Below are 14,367 nucleotides of genomic sequence, written 5' to 3' on the forward strand. Positions count from 1 at the left end.
GAAACATCCTTCAGACCGCCGATGCAGCCAAAGTCCCCATCAGCCATCGCATCAAGAAATGCGCCTGGAACGACGACTATCTCATCAATGCCATCACTCATATGCGATAGCCCTGCCCTCGAGGGGGAGATGTCGCCGAAGGCGACAGAGGGGGTCGGCACGTCCTGACGCGGCCTCCCATCGCGAATTGAAGGGGTTGGCGCTCCACGCGAGACGACCCCCTCTGGCCTACCGGCCATCTCCCCCTCGAGGGGGGAGATCACCTGCTCCGTCCTCCATCGCTTCCCCAACCAAGGAACCCACCCGTGACTCAAATCCCCCATGCCGAGCAACTCGGCAAGGCGCGGACGGCTGCCGATTTGGTAGCCATCATCGCCTTGCTCGACACTGCCCTCAACGATGCGATCGCCTGCAAGCAGGAGCTGCAACAGGCCGAGGATCGCGCGGTCTTCGGCGAGGGCGACCTGGCGGCGGTGCGTGCCGCATTAGACGACTGCAACGTTGAAATTGCGCTGATCGAGAAAACCATCGAGGCGGCCGACAAGCGCCGCGTCGGCGCCCCCCAGAACAAAGCCGGCGCCGATACGCGGGCGCCCGGTGACGAGGTCAGGATAAAGGCCGAGGCTCTCGGCGAGCGTTGGCAAATGGTCCACTGGCTGATCGAGCAATTACGGCGGCAGTTGTTCGAGGCGGATGCATTGAAACGCGACATTGCCAGCGCCAACAGTCGGTTCGACGCCGCCGGCAAAGCCGATCTCAAGGTCAACATGACAATCATCCGCCGTGCTGCCACGACAGGACCGCGCGCCGCAGCTCCCGCTGGTCTCGGCGCGTCAGCGCTCCAGGCCGACAAGCAGCTATTGTCCCTCTTTAGCCCGGGCGGCGCGCTCGACCCTCGCCCGGCGGTTGGGGCGCCGGTCGGAGGCGCGACAAGGAGATTTTCTGTCCGGGGCCGAAGCCGAGGCTGACCATGTGCACACTAGCTCTTATCGGTACGGCGCTTTCCGTCGGCGGCGCGCTGGCGGAAGGCCAGCAGTCCAAGCAGATGGCCGACTACCAGGCCAAGGCCTATGAACAGCAGGCGCGGGCCGACGCCCAAAGCTCGGCCTTCGAGCAGGGCCAGGAGCGCCACAAGCAGGATCTCCTCCAGGCGCAGGCGCGTGCCCAGGCCGGCACTTCCGGCGTCGCCATCGCAGGCTCGCCGACCGAGGTGCTGGCCGCCAATGCCAGGCAGGGCCAGCTCGACCTCAAGGCGATCCAGTACGGCTCGCAGCTGCGCCAGAACGGTCTCGCCACGCAAGCGGCGATCGCGCGCTTTTCCGGCAGGCAGGCGGTGGGCGCCTCGATCTTCAAGGCCGGCGGCAGCCTCGTGTCGGGCATCTCCGGCCTCTACGACCCGGCCAAGGCGGTGACGTTCGGCAGAACCGCCTTCCCGCCGGCGCCGGGCGGAGGCCTCTACTGATGGCCACCATCCCGCTCCAGCTTGCCCAGCGCCGGCTCGATACCGGCAATGTGGCCGCCTATCCCGACGGCTCGCCGGTGGGCGCCGCCATGCAAGGCTTTGGCGACGAGCTGTCGGCGATTGCCGAACGCTTCCGGCAGCAGAAGCAGCAGCAGGATGCGTTCGACGCCGACATTATCGGCCGCGAGCTGAACGCACGCATCGCCCACGCCGAGGCCGTGGCGGTGCAGACCGCGCCGACCGACGGCAGCGGCCTGCACGACTTCATGTATGGCCAGCTCGATCCGCGCAGCGACGGCGTCGTCAAGCCCGGCCTGTTCGACCAGATCTTCGACGACACCGTGGCGAAAGTGCCGGAGGGCGAACGCGCCAACTTCCTCGCGCAAAAGCAGGCGTTGCGGCTGGCCGGCTCGGCGCGCATGGCCGCGCAGCAGCACGCGCGGCGCCAGACCTACGAGCAGACCGAGTGGAACAAGGTCGAGCAAATCTATACCAGCTCGATCGCGCAAAGCGACCCGAACGACACAGAAACATTCGAGGCGATCAGGCAGAGCGGGCTCGACCTGATCGGCAAGATGGGCAACCCGCTTGCCCGGCAAGCGGCCGAGGCCGCCTGGCGCAGCAACACGGCCAAGGCGCTCGTCCAGGCGATGATCGCCCAAGATCCGAGGCGCGCTGCCGAGATGCTGGGTGGGGAGGCGGCGGACGCCCGCCTCGCCGATCTCACGCCTGACGAAAAGCAGGCGTTGGTCCGACACGCTCACGCAGCGGCGGTACGTGCGGCCGAGGTGCCGGCCGGTATCGAATAGTTTCCTCGAAGCCCAACCGCGCCTTTGGCTTCAGATTAGCGCCAAGGGCCGTCTCCCCTCCGGTTAACTGGAGGCGGGTTGAAATTCCCAGTGTGCTCGTCAAAACCGCAGGAGTGGCATTTCCAATGAGTTCTTCCGTTGTACGTTCCGGTGTTGTGCAGCAGCGATTTGATGCCCTTGTTATAACAATTGGCACATATCTTATGAGGCGGTTCGCCGTTCTCCATACCGCTCTTCAGGCGGTACATCAAAATACCGGGTGGCAGTTCTTCAAGCTGGTAACGCTGTTTCTCAGCTTCCCATGTTTCGAAGCGTCGCACTTGTGCTTCAAGCTCGCTTACGCTGCCGGCCAGCGTCGCATAAGCTGTCTGTGCTGTCATGATCCTGTCCTGCAAATCCATGACAGCGTTGTTCCGAATGTTCGCGGCGTCCATCTCCTTAAGAGCCTTCGCCAAATCGAACATGGTCTTAAAAGCGGCTATACCCGCAAAGACTTCACCCACCATCGCCTTACCCCAAGAATCGAAAGATGAGGACCATACTTCTTTTTTCATACTTTTGGCAGTCGGCGTCCTTTGTTTAAGCGACACCGACTCACCGGAAGATGATGAGGCTAGACAATCGGCAGCTAATTCCTTGGCAGGCTGTGTATCTCAAGCCGAACAGGGCCACCTCGATCGCAACTCGTGCAGAAGAGTGCCCTTTCCACGGTGCTGAACAGCGCATCCTTTCCGTATCGCCGGATGAGGCTCGCGGGCTTTACCTCGGCATGGTGCGAACAGTTTTTGCACCACGCCCGCAGCGAATGCCATTCGCGTAGATCGCAAAGGGAGGCATCGAGGCCGGCGTGGACGCTGCCGTCGACTATGGTCTGGGGCTCAACCTTCGTTTCGCCGGGCGTTATAATCTTTTCCATCACATGCCGGCCGTTGTAATGAATTAGCAGCATTCCCGGCCGCCGGCGGATTGCTGCCTGCCAGGCAGCTTGGCTGACCACCGAATCCGGCGACCGCCCGATGGTCTCGATCAGTCGTTTTTCATCGCGGTCCCAAACCTCGATCCGGAAATTGTCCTCTGCTGTTTTTGCCATAGCTTCGCCGGCCAGCGCTTCTGGCGCCTCGCCACCGTTTCCTTCCTGCTGAGATGAAGAGGAATAAGGAATATTTTCCTCTCACGTCAAGAGGCTCTTGACTCTATAGTTCTCTTTTTGTTCACTTTTGGCAAAGCGCGGGCTGAACTGGCGGCTCTGCTGCTTCTGGGGCAGGACAGCCTGACGGTGGCCTAGCTGACCCCACGCCCACGGCGATTGAGACAGTGACGACCTGAGACCACTGTTGACTGCCGACATCGACAACGTCAGGCTTGTCGCGAAATATCGCCCACAGCAGAGAAGGACGGTCGCTGCGTGACAAGGTAGGCTAGCATGGGAGATCAAGACATTATCCAAAATGCCTGGGCCGGCCTCAAACTGGTTCGCATGGCTATTGAACAGACGTGCCCCGCCGGAGTGCTGCCCAGCGAGGAGGCCGTCTTGCTGCTCTACGGGCCTGAGCCCGTCCATGAGGGCGAGGCCCTTGCAAAGGCAATCATCGAAACGGTCGAGAGGCTTAGCCGATGCCAGGATAGTGAGATAGCCGGCGAGTAGCAGCGCGGCAGTGATCACATCCGGTATCCGGCCGCCTCGAAAGCGAGCAGCACCAACAAGCAAGCCGCCAAGAGAGCAAACAACGATCCGACGAAAACGACACGGTATGCAATCCTGCGACCCGTGCCGTCGCGCGTCACTGTCGGGTACACTTTCTGGGCAATGATGTTCGCGCCGACATTTAGTAGGACGATAAAAACAATCGCTGCGAGCCATCCGCTCCAGTTGTGCATAAATTTGACCTCCCCCTAGCTCAAAACGTTAAAGTGCTTGGACTGAAGCCCATGCCTGAACGATCGTGGCCGCAACCCCTATCCCGGTGAGGATCAAAGCGGCCACCGCAAGTCCCCGCTCGAAACCGGAGAACCGCTTTTCGGTCACGAGCTTGCTGCCATCCCAATAGAGCTCGTTTGTCTGGCGTCCGCGGCCAAGATTGTCGAAGAGGTCAAGGGGTAACCTGTGGACGTCGCGTGGCCAATACGATGGGGTTTCCCATAATGCGGCAAACGACGTTCCCTTCGACTTCTCTCTGTCTGGAATATCCAAGTGGCTGCCCTCTCCCATAAGGGTATTACCCGTTTAAGTCGCGGGTCGACACCAGCAAGCGACGTTGATTTGTGCCGGCTCTATCGTAAACCTTATCCGCAGCCTCAATGATGTCGGCAAGCGCACTGTTGAATATCGAAAGAGTATCGCTGCCGCTCAGCCCCCGAGGATCAGCGTAATCCTCGAGGGCTTCCTGAGACACGGTGACGCTGACGATGCCGTTGCTGCTGTCGTACATCAGAAATTCGATATCGCCACCCGACAGGTGGCCGTCGGTCTTTTGTGTGAGGCCCATGATTTCCTCTCCCTAGTGAGGTGAACAGCAAAGCACTACGAGTCGATGGACGCAACAAGGCTTACTCTTCGTCCCAGAAATCCTGCAGCGAAGCGTGGCGAAGGTCTTCCTCGCCCCTGAGATGTTTGACCCGAGCTTTGATCCCCGGCTTGACCCACTGCGTCGCCGGCCGCTTTGGCATGTTCTTTGGCGGTGGGCCGGCATGTTCCTGGACCCGCTTCCACAGCCGCTCGCGCATTTCGCGATTGACGCTGACGAAAGCGCTGCCGACATATTTTCGCGTGCCGGGCTCGCCCATCAGGGCAAAGGCCGGTTTCCCGAGCTCGCGTTCAACGCCGAGCAATTCGTATTCGCCAATAGTGTAGCACTTGGTTTTCAGCCAGTTGGTAGTCGGGCCGCTGACATACTTGCTGTCTATTCGCTTCGAAATCATGCCCTCTAGGCCGGCCTTGTCTACCAAATGGTAGATCGCGTTTGCTTCGCCTGGCAGCGCCTCGCTGAACTGAATACGGCCACCGGCCTCTATCACGCCGGCGAGGATTTCGCGGCGCTCCTCCAAGGCCATCCCTCGAAGATCATGGCCGTTGAGGTGCAGGAGATCGAAGGCGACGAAGTAGAGATCATGCTGACGCCGGGTGATCGCCTTGCGCAACTCGGCAAAGTCCGACAGGCCCGTGTCATTGAGGACGATGATTTCACCGTCGATGATGGCGCTCTGGACGTCCATCTCTTTGGCTGCCGCAGCCAGGTCGCGGTATTTCGATGTCCAGTCTAGGCCATGCCGGGTGAAGATTCGCGCGCGGCCGGCGTCGATGATGATCTGGGAGCGGTAGCCGTCGAACTTGACCTCGTGACTCCATCCGGCGCCCTGGGGCGGCTTCGCTACCAGAGTAGGCATCATCGGAGGGATGAACTCTAGACCTCCGGTAGTCGGTCCCTTTATCACGACTAGGGTCTAGGTCTTGGTATCTCGTAACGCATCCCTCGAACGGGGGATGATCGTCAAAGGTAGTCACCCGTCGTCGGTAGCGACAAGCCGGTAGCGAAAGTGGTTGCGAATGTGATCGTTAAAGTAGCGGCCCTTGGCGAAGGCCGCTTTGAAGGCAGCATAGGTCTCCGGCGGTACGCCCTCAAACTCGTACCGTTTGCCACTGGCCACGAACCAAATCGAAAGGATTCTGTTCTCCGGATCGTATTCCGTCTTGCGTATCGACGTGGATGGCATCACCGCGCTCGACCAAAAAGCTATCAATGGTCAAGAAGGCGGTCGCGTTCCCTAGATGCTCCTCGCTAAGTCTTCGGCGCGCCACAGCGTCCCTTGAGGACTGCAATTTCGGTTTCATGGTCGCCGCCTGAAAGAGAAGAGACGGGTATGCCTATGAGAAATACGCCCAAGGCATCGCCGCTCGCAGCTTTGTTTTGCTGATTTGATATGACGGCCAAACGCTCTCTGTCAGCCTGCGTGCAAGGGCCGGCATTCGGAACTCCTGCAATCTTGTCGGGGGGCGTGGCGCACCCTACCAAGCCGGCCAAAATCGAGACTAGAAAACCTAGTCGCTTCATAGTGCACCCCCCGTTATGCTTGCCCACCGGCAACATCAACTAGTGCAACATGACGCGCAAGCCCGCCGAGGACATCTTTTCCGAAGTTCGAGGAACGCATGCTGATTTTCTGCTTACCGCGGTCTGATTGTGGTCACGATGCTGGCTTATGGCCTGATAACCGTAGGGCGGTCCAGTCGGTGGTGCCTTCTGGATCGTCTCCCATTTCAGATGAAGGATTGACCTGTTGCGCACGGACTCTTTTTCGACCATGGCAAGGATCGTTTTTCTGCTCACCTTGACCGGCGTTCTCCTGCTCGCGCTTTCGCCGGTGCGCTTCCTGCAGGAGTTGGACCTGGGCTTCACCTTCCACCACGACAAGCTCAACCACGCCGCGGCATTCGCGGTGCTGGCGGCGCTGGGAAGCCTCGGCTGGCCGGAACACAAGACGAGACTGGTCCTGCTCCTCGCCATCACCGGCGCGGCGATCGAGCTTCTTCAGGGCGCCCAACTGATCGCGCGCGATATGGATATCCTCGACTGGGTCGCCGACTGCGCCGGCATGGCCTGCGGACTGGCGGCAATGGGCGGCACAAGAAGGCTCATTGGCGGATTGCTGTAGCCCGTTGCCGCTCTCTGTCCGGAAAATCGCCGGCTGCGCCGGATAGCGCGGTGTCCGGCGGCGTAGCTTAAGTCTCCCACCGACAGCACTAAACCCCTTCCAGCCTCGCTTATGCGGGGCTTTTTTTATGGAGCAAGCCCTCATGTCCCGACCTGCAACTGCCGCCGTTCGTCTCCTGACCGGCGAACGCGAACCCGTGCGCCTCGCGACCACGGCCGACATCCTCCTGCACGGCCTGCAGGCGATCGACGGCGTGCCGGCCGAGGTCGGCGACCGCGTGCTTGTCAAGGACCAGGCCGACCCGACGCAAAACGGCATCTACACCGCGAGCGCAGGCGAATGGTTCCGCGCCGCCGATGCCCGCACTACGCGCACCCTGCAGAAGGGCACGACCGTCCACACCCAGATCGGATCGGTCAATGGCGGCCGCGTGTTCGAGTTCACGGCCGACGAGCCGGCCGTCGGCGCCGATGCCATCACCATCACCGCATCCGTTCCGCCCGACATCGCGGACATGGTCGATCAGGTCGAAGCGTTGCGCGATGAAACCCAGGCGCTGAAGGATGCTGCCGAAGCCAGCGCCGGCCAGGCATCCGCCAGTGCCGCCGCTTCCGCCGCGAATGCCGGACAAACCACAGCCGACCGGGCTGCGACCAATTCCGATGCCGTCGCCGCCGCGGCGGCCGTCATCAGCGCTCAGGCCGCACGCGACGCATCGCTTTACGGCAAGGGCATTTTCCCGACGACTGCCGCGGCAATCGGCTTCGGCGTCGCCGGCAACGGTGCGATCACGCCAGGCTCGGGCGGCGCCAACGGCATGTTCGACCTGGCGTTTACCGGCGGCACCGGTTCGGGCGCTGCCGGCCGCTTCGTGGTGGCGGGCGGGGTGCTGACGCAGATACTGATCACGGCGCCGGGCTCCTACACAGTGGCGCCGACGTTCAGCTTTGCGGCGTCGGCAGGACTGGCCGGCGCCGCCGCCGCGGCGGTGCTGGGCAGGAATGTCGATGTCGGCGAGTATTTCTGGACCGAAGTTTCGACTGGTTCTTTGGGGTTGTTCAATGTCGGGGCCGGACCGGTGGCAGTTGATATGGGCGTCCGGGCGGCAACGGCGGAAATTGGCCTGATCAGCTCAAGGATCGTCGGACCCGTTCCGATCACGGGTTCCGTCGGCGGCACGGTGATTACGAACGACAGCGTCTATTTCTGGCCTGGATCGCTGTCGACGGTCGATGAATATCTGTCGACCTTGGAGCTTGGATTTGGCATCGTGCCGGGAACAGCCCACATCCTTATTGCCCACGTCGAGGGCGACGGGACGCTTAGCCTGGTTTCCGAGCAGACAATGTCCGTTCCAGCCGGCCCGTCGTCTGTTGTTTCAGGGCTTTCGATCCTGAAGCCTGCCGGCAGCGTCCTGGGCGTCCAGCGCACTGGCGCTGGTAGCTGGTACTACACTGCCGGGGCAATTCCGAACGGCGAAGTCGAGTGGTTCACGGCGGCGGTTCCGGCCTCGCACACTGCCAAGACTATAGGCGCTGTAAATGGTCCGCAGTGGAAGGCGACCTTCACCGGCGAAGTCGCCGTCAAGGCGCGTGCTGCCTATACCACGGCAAACGGTCTCGTTTCCGCTGTCGGCGTTAGCCAGGAAATCGGCTGGCCGACGCTGGTCAACACGGGGTCGGACGTTCCGGGCAGCTACAGCGTCATCATGCAGACGCCAGCGCCGGCCGACGGCCATATTACAGCGGTGGACGTTGGCGCTGGCGCCGGCGCCGGCGCTGCGCTCATTCATGTAGTGGACTATCTCGGCGGGTTGGTGGTCAACATCCTAAGCACATATGCGGTGACGCTGGTCAACGGGGTCGTTCATATCCCGCTGGGTATCCCAATCCCAGCCGGCAAATATCCGGCGATCAGCGGTGGCGCCTACAAATTTCAAAACAACGTCAACCCGCAAGGCATCCCGGCATGGATCAAATCAGGCGCGCTGTCGAATGGCGCGACCGTAGCATCGTCCGCCCAGCATCGGTACGAGGTCCGCTTTACGATCAAGACCGGTCTGCTCGCCGATGCCGACCGGGCCTTGACCGGCGGCGCCAGCAATACCGGCATGAACCTGCTGGCTGGCGCCGATCCTAACGGCGTCGTCGATGCGACCGCGCTGTTTGCGTCCGCGGCGAGCGCTCATCCCAATCCCTATGTGCCGCCTGGAAATTTCGCCTTGACGGCCATTCGCGCATCTGGCGACGGTTTTTGGGGACCTGGCAAGCCGGCCGTCAACAGTAAGCGCTTCTTTATTCCGCGCCGGCCGTCGCTGCAAAATCTCTATGACGGCTTTCGCGCGACGATGGCCGAACACATCGCCAACAACGATGTGCTCTGCCTGATCGCCGATAGCATCGGCCATTGGGCGCTTGCCAGCGACGGGCCGAAACACTGGTTCAACCTGGTTACGCGTTTTGCCAATATCGGCATTGCCGACGATGAACCGGGCATGACTGCTTTGCGGCCAAACTCTACCTACCTTCCGACTTTCTATGGCGTCACCGTCGCCGGGAGCGTGTCGACAGGGTCGCGCGGGCCGATCGGCGAGAGCATCATCCTCGCCGCCGGCGCTTCCTTGGCGTTTACCGGCACCTATGAACAGGTCGACGTCCACTACACTCAGGACGCCGCTCAGGGATCGCTTGCCTTTGTCTTCAACGGCGGCGCGGCGTACAAATCCGTCAATTGCGCCGGCGCCCTGGCGCTTGATAGGTATTCGGGGCCGTCGCTCACCGGGCAGGCGGAAAGCGGCAATTACACTCTTACGGCTGTCGGCGGTCCTGTCGAGATTACCGGGCTCATCAGGCTTGGCGTCAAGGCGGCCGGCTCGCGTCCGCGCCTGCGCACCTTGCGCGCGGCACACGGCAGCTATGCCTTCTCGTCATTCAACACCGCGCGTCTTACATCGGCCGCCGCTCAATGCGGCTACGCCGGCGGCAAGATCGTGCCCATCCTGGCGCTCGGCATCAATGACAGCTTTGGCACGCCGCCGGCCACGATATCGGCAAACATCGCAACAATCATCAACACGCTGGAAGCGGCCGCTGCACCGCGTATCCTTGTGATGCCGCCGACGCGGCCGTCAGCCGCATGGGATGCAAGCTACACGGGCGGTCGGACCTATGATGCCGCCCTTGGCGCAATCCGTCAAACCTATCGATCGCGCAATGTGCTGACCATCCCGATCGACGGCTTCGACTACATCAATTCGGGAAACTATCAAGAGGGCTTGCATTTCAACGATGCCGGCCATGACGGCAATGCGCTGCGCTTCATCGAACAAGTCGCGGAAAGGGGATAAGCAATGGCATTCGCTATTCAGCATAAGGGCGAAATCATCACCGAGCTCGAGGAGGGCGAGGAATGGCTGGTGGTGGGCGCAATGATCATGGTCGCAAAGCCGAAGGATCCGGCACACAGCCGCGAAATCCCGGTTCCTGACGGCGACATTGAGGGTCTCGTTGAGGTCTGGGTAGGCGGCGTAGTCGACGCTGGACGCCATTCGCAGGCAATGGCAGGATGAGGTCGGCGGGGGCTATCCTTGGAGGATTGTCTCATGGCGCATGCTGGCAGCATCATCGACATCTATGACGACTATTACGCCGATGGAAAAGTAGCCGCAAAACGGGACATAGCTTCAAACCAGTCGGTCGGGCACATCGAAGCGGTCATTCAAGGCCAATTCTTCGACAGGATTCTTGATATCGGGGCGGGTGAAGGTGCGGTGCTGGATAAGCTGAACAGGAAGGGGCTCGGTAAGAAGCTTGGCGCCGTCGAGATTTCGAAGAGCGGCGTCGAGGCCATCAAGGCAAGAAAAATCGCCAAACTGGACAGCATCGACGTATTCGACGGCTATCACATCCCTCATCCCGACAAGTCGTTCGATCTCGGGCTTGCCATTCACGTCGTCGAACACGTCGAGCACGAACGGATGTTTCTGAGGGAGGCAGCTCGGGTCTGCAAGAAGCTCTATATTGAAGTGCCTTTGGAGCATACGCGAGATCTCAGCAAGGCCATTCGAATGTCAGGGCCGTATGGGCATATCAACTTTTACACGACCCAAACGTTTGAAAACCTTCTCAAAACGTCCGGGCTAAAGGTAGAACGGCTAAAGGTTTTTGCGCACGACCTCGCCTATGAACAGCACTTGGCTGGCGAAAAAAAAGGATGGGTAAAACACAGACTGCGGACCGAATTTCTAAGGTTTGCACCCAAGACGGCGATGCGCAGCATGGCCTACATGGCCGGAGCTCTGTGCTCAAGTCGCTGATCTAGCAGCAGCGCCGCCGATTTGCTTTGCAGGATTACCGCCGACCATACTAAAGGGCGGCACGTCTTTCGTGACGACAGACCCCGCACCAACGACCGATCCCTTGCCGATCGTTACGCCCTTGAGAATAATGACGTTGAAGCCGATAAAGACGCTGTCTTCAATCTTCACTGGCGCAATGGTGATCTTTGACCAGTCCTTTTTTCCCTGATGCCAGTCGGCGACATCTTCCTTGCGGTCTTGCCAACTCGTCGCGTGTGAGTTGTGATCGACGACTGTGGTCCCCCAACTAATGATCACGTCATCTCCGATTTCGATCTTCTCAGCCGCCACGAGGTGGCTCTTGCCGATATAGGATCTTTTTCCAACGGTGATCTTTGCATCGGCGCGATCGAAGGAAAAGACGCCGTTGATGATGCATTCTTCGCCGATCGCATGCTTGCCTCGCCGCAAACTGCGGACGGTCCGCAAACTTAGCTTCGTTGCGGGGCCGGAATTGATGCCGGCTAGGCGGTAGAGGAATGGTGGAACGAATGGCATATCAGTTGCGGCCGAAGCGCGACTTTCGCACCCTCTCTGCGAAAAGCTGCGATCGCTGGAAGAAATGCTTCCAATGTTGGTGTTCAGATACCCCGTCGAAGAATGTCCGTGCCGCGTCTTCGAGGTCCGAATCAATAATTGCACGTCGGATTGGTGGCTCGTCGGCTAACTGAGCCGACAACCGAAATTGGCTGTTCGCAATAGACAGGTCAGCCTCCATCATCCATGCGTCTCTTTACGACCTAGCATTTGCGACAAGCGGCGGCGGTTTGCAAGCTTGCAAACACCCGCGCCCGCCAGTCTGGACGCCGTTTGAAAATCGCCGAAAAGACGTCTGAAGAATCGCTCTGCGAGGGCCGCTCGGGATGCTGTGCGCACCAACAATGGCACAGCCGGCCGACCAAAAATTCCTACAGCTGGAGTTGTATTTCGGAATTCTCAGGGTTCATCGCCGACGCGGACCCGTCGCCGGCGGAGCCGCTACCGTCTGCTGTCCTGCGGCTTCTGGTGAGGTTCCTGGCTTTTCGACCACCAGACAAAATAAAGCGAACCCATCTTCATCACAGGCACGCGGCGGTCGCGTTCCCGGGCTCGCAACTCACGATAGGTCTTCATCTTCAGAGTGCCGCCAGGCAACCTGATACGCACTGCCATCGGTCCAACTCCCGTTGTGCAACGCAGCAATTTTCGTGCAATGCGGTAAGTAGAGACCTTCCGTCACGGAAGAGTCAACAGCAGCCTCATCAACTTATCTTGCGAGCTCGCCTGCGGAGGCTGAGCGGGCTTCCCAGGCGCATGCCAGGTCGGAAGAATTGGGACGTTCACCGTGGCGACTGGTCGTCAATGAGTCGCTGGCGGTTCGACCACCAGGTGAAATAAACCCGGCCGATCTTGACGACAGGTATGCGGCGGGCGCGCTCGCGATCGCGCAATTCGCGATACACTTTCACCTTCAGCGTGCCGCCTGGCATTCTGATACGTACTGCCATCGGCCCCCGCCTGATTGTGCAATGCAGCATCAAAACCTTCCGTGGCGGAAGAGTCAACGCCCGTCCGCCGACTTTTTCTGGGATTTGTCTAGCGGTCTCGGAAGGTTGGCGCGCATTGGCGGGATCGTCGGGTGCCCGGGCTATTTCCTGGGCGGGGACTTGTTGGGCGACGATGGGCGATCGGACATGCCGCTCGGCCACCAGATGACGAAAAAATTGCCGACTTGCCACACCGGCACCTCGCGCTTCTGCTCGCGCCGCCGCAGCTCGTCCCTTTTCTTGATCTTCAAAGTCCCGCCTGGAAGCCTGATTCTTATCGTCACGTGTCCTCCCGTACCCGCTACAGGTACGAACGATAGACGGGAACGGTTTCATCCCGGCTAAGCAATTTCATCCAGGTCGAGCAATTTCGGGTGCGGTAGGCACAGGAACCGGGACCGGAGCGAGATCGCCGGAACCGGCTTCATTTGAAGAAATCCGCAATGCCGTTGATGGCCAGCACCGCATAGACGATCGGTCCGGCGATAAACGCACAATAGAGGCAGAGGATCGCCGCCAGCACCAGCAGCAGCGGCTTGTCGCGACCGACGGCGCGGAGTTCGGACTTCACCGTCCAGCGCGCCGCAGCGGTTTGTTCATCATCAGACATGTGCACCATCCCGCGGCCATTTCACATGACGGGTCGAAAACATCAACCTTGCTTGCCACATCGGCGCGCGCTGCCGCCCAATTCTGCTCTGCCGCCACGCACTGCTGTTTAACCTCAAAACCCTGCCCGCAAGGGCGGAAAGGAAACCTATGGACCCTTTGTTCAAGGGCGCCGCCAGGCGCCTCGATGATATGGACTTGCCGAAACTCGGCGCCCGGATCGGCGTCGGCGAGGACGAGATGCATGCGTTCCTCGATGTTGAAACCAGCGGGCACGGCTTCGACGCCCTTGGCCGGCCGGTCATCCTGTTCGAACCGCACGTCTTCTACCGCAACCTGTCGGGTGCCAAGCGGGCAAGAGCGGTGGCCGCTGGCCTCGCCTATCCGAAGTGGGGCGAGAAGCCCTATCCCAGGGGTGGCTACCCACGGCTCAAGGCAGCTTGTGCGATCGACGAAACCGCGGCGCTCAAATCCGCGTCATGGGGCCTTGGCCAGGTTCTCGGCGAAAACCACGCCGCCGCCGGGTTTGCGACAGTGCAGGCCATGGTGGAAGCCATGATGGCCGACGAGGAAGCCCAGCTTGAGGCCGCGATCAACTTCATCAAGACGAACAAGCTCGACGACAATCTGCGCAATCATGACTGGGCGGGCTTCGCCAAGGGCTACAACGGCGCCGGCTATCGCAAGAACGCCTACGATACCAGGCTTGCCGAGGCTTATCGCAAATGGTCGCGCATCAAGGACACGCCTTGGCTGTCTGCCGACCCGGTGTCGTCGGCGGTCGTCCCTGCAGCTCCGCCAGAGCCAGCGAGCCCAATTCCCGTTCCACAAGCGGCCGCCACGCTCGCGCCTCCTGGGCCTCCTGTGCCTGCCGCCAAGCCCGGCTTCTGGGCAGCGCTGATCGCCACCATCCTCAAATTATCAGCAATCCTCAAACTATTCGGAAGGAAATGA

At 60.6% G+C, this 14,367-nt stretch carries 20 protein-coding genes; 8 read left to right on the forward strand and 12 right to left on the reverse strand.

The window, feature by feature from the left end:
• The first annotated feature begins 305 nt into the window (after nucleotides 1-305).
• Genes NMG46_RS27575 through NMG46_RS27585 form a run of 3 tightly spaced genes read left to right on the forward strand, consistent with a single transcriptional unit; the run spans nucleotide 306 to nucleotide 2,271 of the window.
• On the forward strand, nucleotides 306-968 hold the full coding sequence (locus NMG46_RS27575; RefSeq protein WP_254820478.1) for a hypothetical protein: 663 nt from the start codon (nucleotides 306-308) through the stop codon (nucleotides 966-968).
• Between the two features lie 2 nt (nucleotides 969-970).
• A complete protein-coding gene (locus NMG46_RS27580) occupies nucleotides 971-1,462 on the forward strand; it encodes a hypothetical protein (RefSeq protein ID WP_254820479.1) in 492 nt (163 codons plus the stop codon).
• On the forward strand, nucleotides 1,462-2,271 hold the full coding sequence (locus NMG46_RS27585) for a hypothetical protein (protein WP_254820480.1): 810 nt from the start codon (nucleotides 1,462-1,464) through the stop codon (nucleotides 2,269-2,271). Before NMG46_RS27580 ends, NMG46_RS27585 begins: the two co-directional genes overlap by 1 nt.
• Nucleotides 2,272-2,306: 35 nt before the next feature.
• On the opposite strand, the gene NMG46_RS27590 is transcribed toward NMG46_RS27585, so the two are convergent.
• From NMG46_RS27590 to NMG46_RS27620, 7 genes are all read right to left on the reverse strand, one after another.
• Nucleotides 2,307-2,861, reverse strand: a complete 555-nt coding sequence (locus NMG46_RS27590; protein ID WP_254820481.1) for a hypothetical protein — start codon at nucleotides 2,859-2,861, stop codon at nucleotides 2,307-2,309.
• A gap of 38 nt (nucleotides 2,862-2,899) precedes the next feature.
• Nucleotides 2,900-3,361, reverse strand: coding sequence for a hypothetical protein (locus tag NMG46_RS27595; protein ID WP_254820482.1), 462 nt, complete (start codon nucleotides 3,359-3,361; stop codon nucleotides 2,900-2,902).
• Between the two features lie 569 nt (nucleotides 3,362-3,930).
• The gene (locus NMG46_RS27600; protein WP_254820483.1) at nucleotides 3,931-4,149 is read right to left on the reverse strand and encodes a hypothetical protein; all 219 of its coding nucleotides are present in this window, start codon (nucleotides 4,147-4,149) and stop codon (nucleotides 3,931-3,933) included.
• 28 nt (nucleotides 4,150-4,177) lie between these two features.
• Nucleotides 4,178-4,462, reverse strand: a complete 285-nt coding sequence (locus NMG46_RS27605) for a hypothetical protein (RefSeq protein ID WP_254820484.1) — start codon at nucleotides 4,460-4,462, stop codon at nucleotides 4,178-4,180.
• Between the two features lie 25 nt (nucleotides 4,463-4,487).
• Nucleotides 4,488-4,757 carry a hypothetical protein gene (locus tag NMG46_RS27610; RefSeq protein WP_254820485.1) on the reverse strand — a complete coding sequence of 90 codons (270 nt, stop codon included), beginning with the start codon at nucleotides 4,755-4,757 and terminating at the stop codon, nucleotides 4,488-4,490.
• A gap of 61 nt (nucleotides 4,758-4,818) precedes the next feature.
• On the reverse strand, nucleotides 4,819-5,655 hold the full coding sequence (locus NMG46_RS27615; RefSeq protein WP_254820535.1) for an RNA ligase family protein: 837 nt from the start codon (nucleotides 5,653-5,655) through the stop codon (nucleotides 4,819-4,821).
• 114 nt (nucleotides 5,656-5,769) lie between these two features.
• Nucleotides 5,770-5,982, reverse strand: coding sequence for a KTSC domain-containing protein (locus NMG46_RS27620; protein ID WP_254820486.1), 213 nt, complete (start codon nucleotides 5,980-5,982; stop codon nucleotides 5,770-5,772).
• A 588-nt stretch (nucleotides 5,983-6,570) separates the two neighbouring features.
• On the opposite strand from NMG46_RS27620, the gene NMG46_RS27625 reads away from it, so the two are divergent.
• The 4 genes from NMG46_RS27625 to NMG46_RS27640 all read left to right on the forward strand — a co-directional run bounded on the left by NMG46_RS27625 (nucleotide 6,571) and on the right by NMG46_RS27640 (nucleotide 11,236).
• The gene (locus tag NMG46_RS27625) at nucleotides 6,571-6,921 is read left to right on the forward strand and encodes a hypothetical protein (protein WP_254820487.1); all 351 of its coding nucleotides are present in this window, start codon (nucleotides 6,571-6,573) and stop codon (nucleotides 6,919-6,921) included.
• Nucleotides 6,922-7,063: 142 nt separating this feature from the next.
• On the forward strand, nucleotides 7,064-10,267 hold the full coding sequence (locus NMG46_RS27630; protein ID WP_254820488.1) for an SGNH/GDSL hydrolase family protein: 3,204 nt from the start codon (nucleotides 7,064-7,066) through the stop codon (nucleotides 10,265-10,267).
• A gap of 3 nt (nucleotides 10,268-10,270) precedes the next feature.
• Nucleotides 10,271-10,489, forward strand: a complete 219-nt coding sequence (locus tag NMG46_RS27635) for a hypothetical protein (protein WP_254820489.1) — start codon at nucleotides 10,271-10,273, stop codon at nucleotides 10,487-10,489.
• A gap of 33 nt (nucleotides 10,490-10,522) precedes the next feature.
• A complete protein-coding gene (locus tag NMG46_RS27640; RefSeq protein WP_254820490.1) occupies nucleotides 10,523-11,236 on the forward strand; it encodes a class I SAM-dependent methyltransferase in 714 nt (237 codons plus the stop codon).
• Here the strand turns inward: NMG46_RS27640 and NMG46_RS29800 are convergent.
• The 5 genes from NMG46_RS29800 to NMG46_RS27665 all read right to left on the reverse strand — a co-directional run bounded on the left by NMG46_RS29800 (nucleotide 11,225) and on the right by NMG46_RS27665 (nucleotide 13,414).
• Entirely contained in the window at nucleotides 11,225-11,776 is a 552-nt protein-coding gene (locus NMG46_RS29800) for an acyltransferase (protein WP_302897190.1), read from the reverse strand. The two genes, NMG46_RS27640 and NMG46_RS29800, sit on opposite strands and share 12 nt — an antisense overlap.
• A gap of 480 nt (nucleotides 11,777-12,256) precedes the next feature.
• Nucleotides 12,257-12,430, reverse strand: a complete 174-nt coding sequence (locus NMG46_RS27650; protein WP_023675754.1) for a hypothetical protein — start codon at nucleotides 12,428-12,430, stop codon at nucleotides 12,257-12,259.
• Nucleotides 12,431-12,597: 167 nt separating this feature from the next.
• Nucleotides 12,598-12,765, reverse strand: coding sequence for a hypothetical protein (locus tag NMG46_RS27655; RefSeq protein ID WP_254820491.1), 168 nt, complete (start codon nucleotides 12,763-12,765; stop codon nucleotides 12,598-12,600).
• A gap of 140 nt (nucleotides 12,766-12,905) precedes the next feature.
• A complete protein-coding gene (locus NMG46_RS27660) occupies nucleotides 12,906-13,055 on the reverse strand; it encodes a hypothetical protein (RefSeq protein ID WP_254820492.1) in 150 nt (49 codons plus the stop codon).
• Between the two features lie 173 nt (nucleotides 13,056-13,228).
• Nucleotides 13,229-13,414, reverse strand: a complete 186-nt coding sequence (locus NMG46_RS27665; RefSeq protein WP_254820493.1) for a hypothetical protein — start codon at nucleotides 13,412-13,414, stop codon at nucleotides 13,229-13,231.
• Nucleotides 13,415-13,563: 149 nt separating this feature from the next.
• On the opposite strand from NMG46_RS27665, the gene NMG46_RS27670 reads away from it, so the two are divergent.
• Nucleotides 13,564-14,367, forward strand: coding sequence for an N-acetylmuramidase family protein (locus tag NMG46_RS27670; RefSeq protein ID WP_254820494.1), 804 nt, complete (start codon nucleotides 13,564-13,566; stop codon nucleotides 14,365-14,367).

This window comes from Mesorhizobium sp. LMG 17147, from assembly GCF_024297145.1.
In the GTDB taxonomy this organism is placed as follows: domain Bacteria; phylum Pseudomonadota; class Alphaproteobacteria; order Rhizobiales; family Rhizobiaceae; genus Mesorhizobium.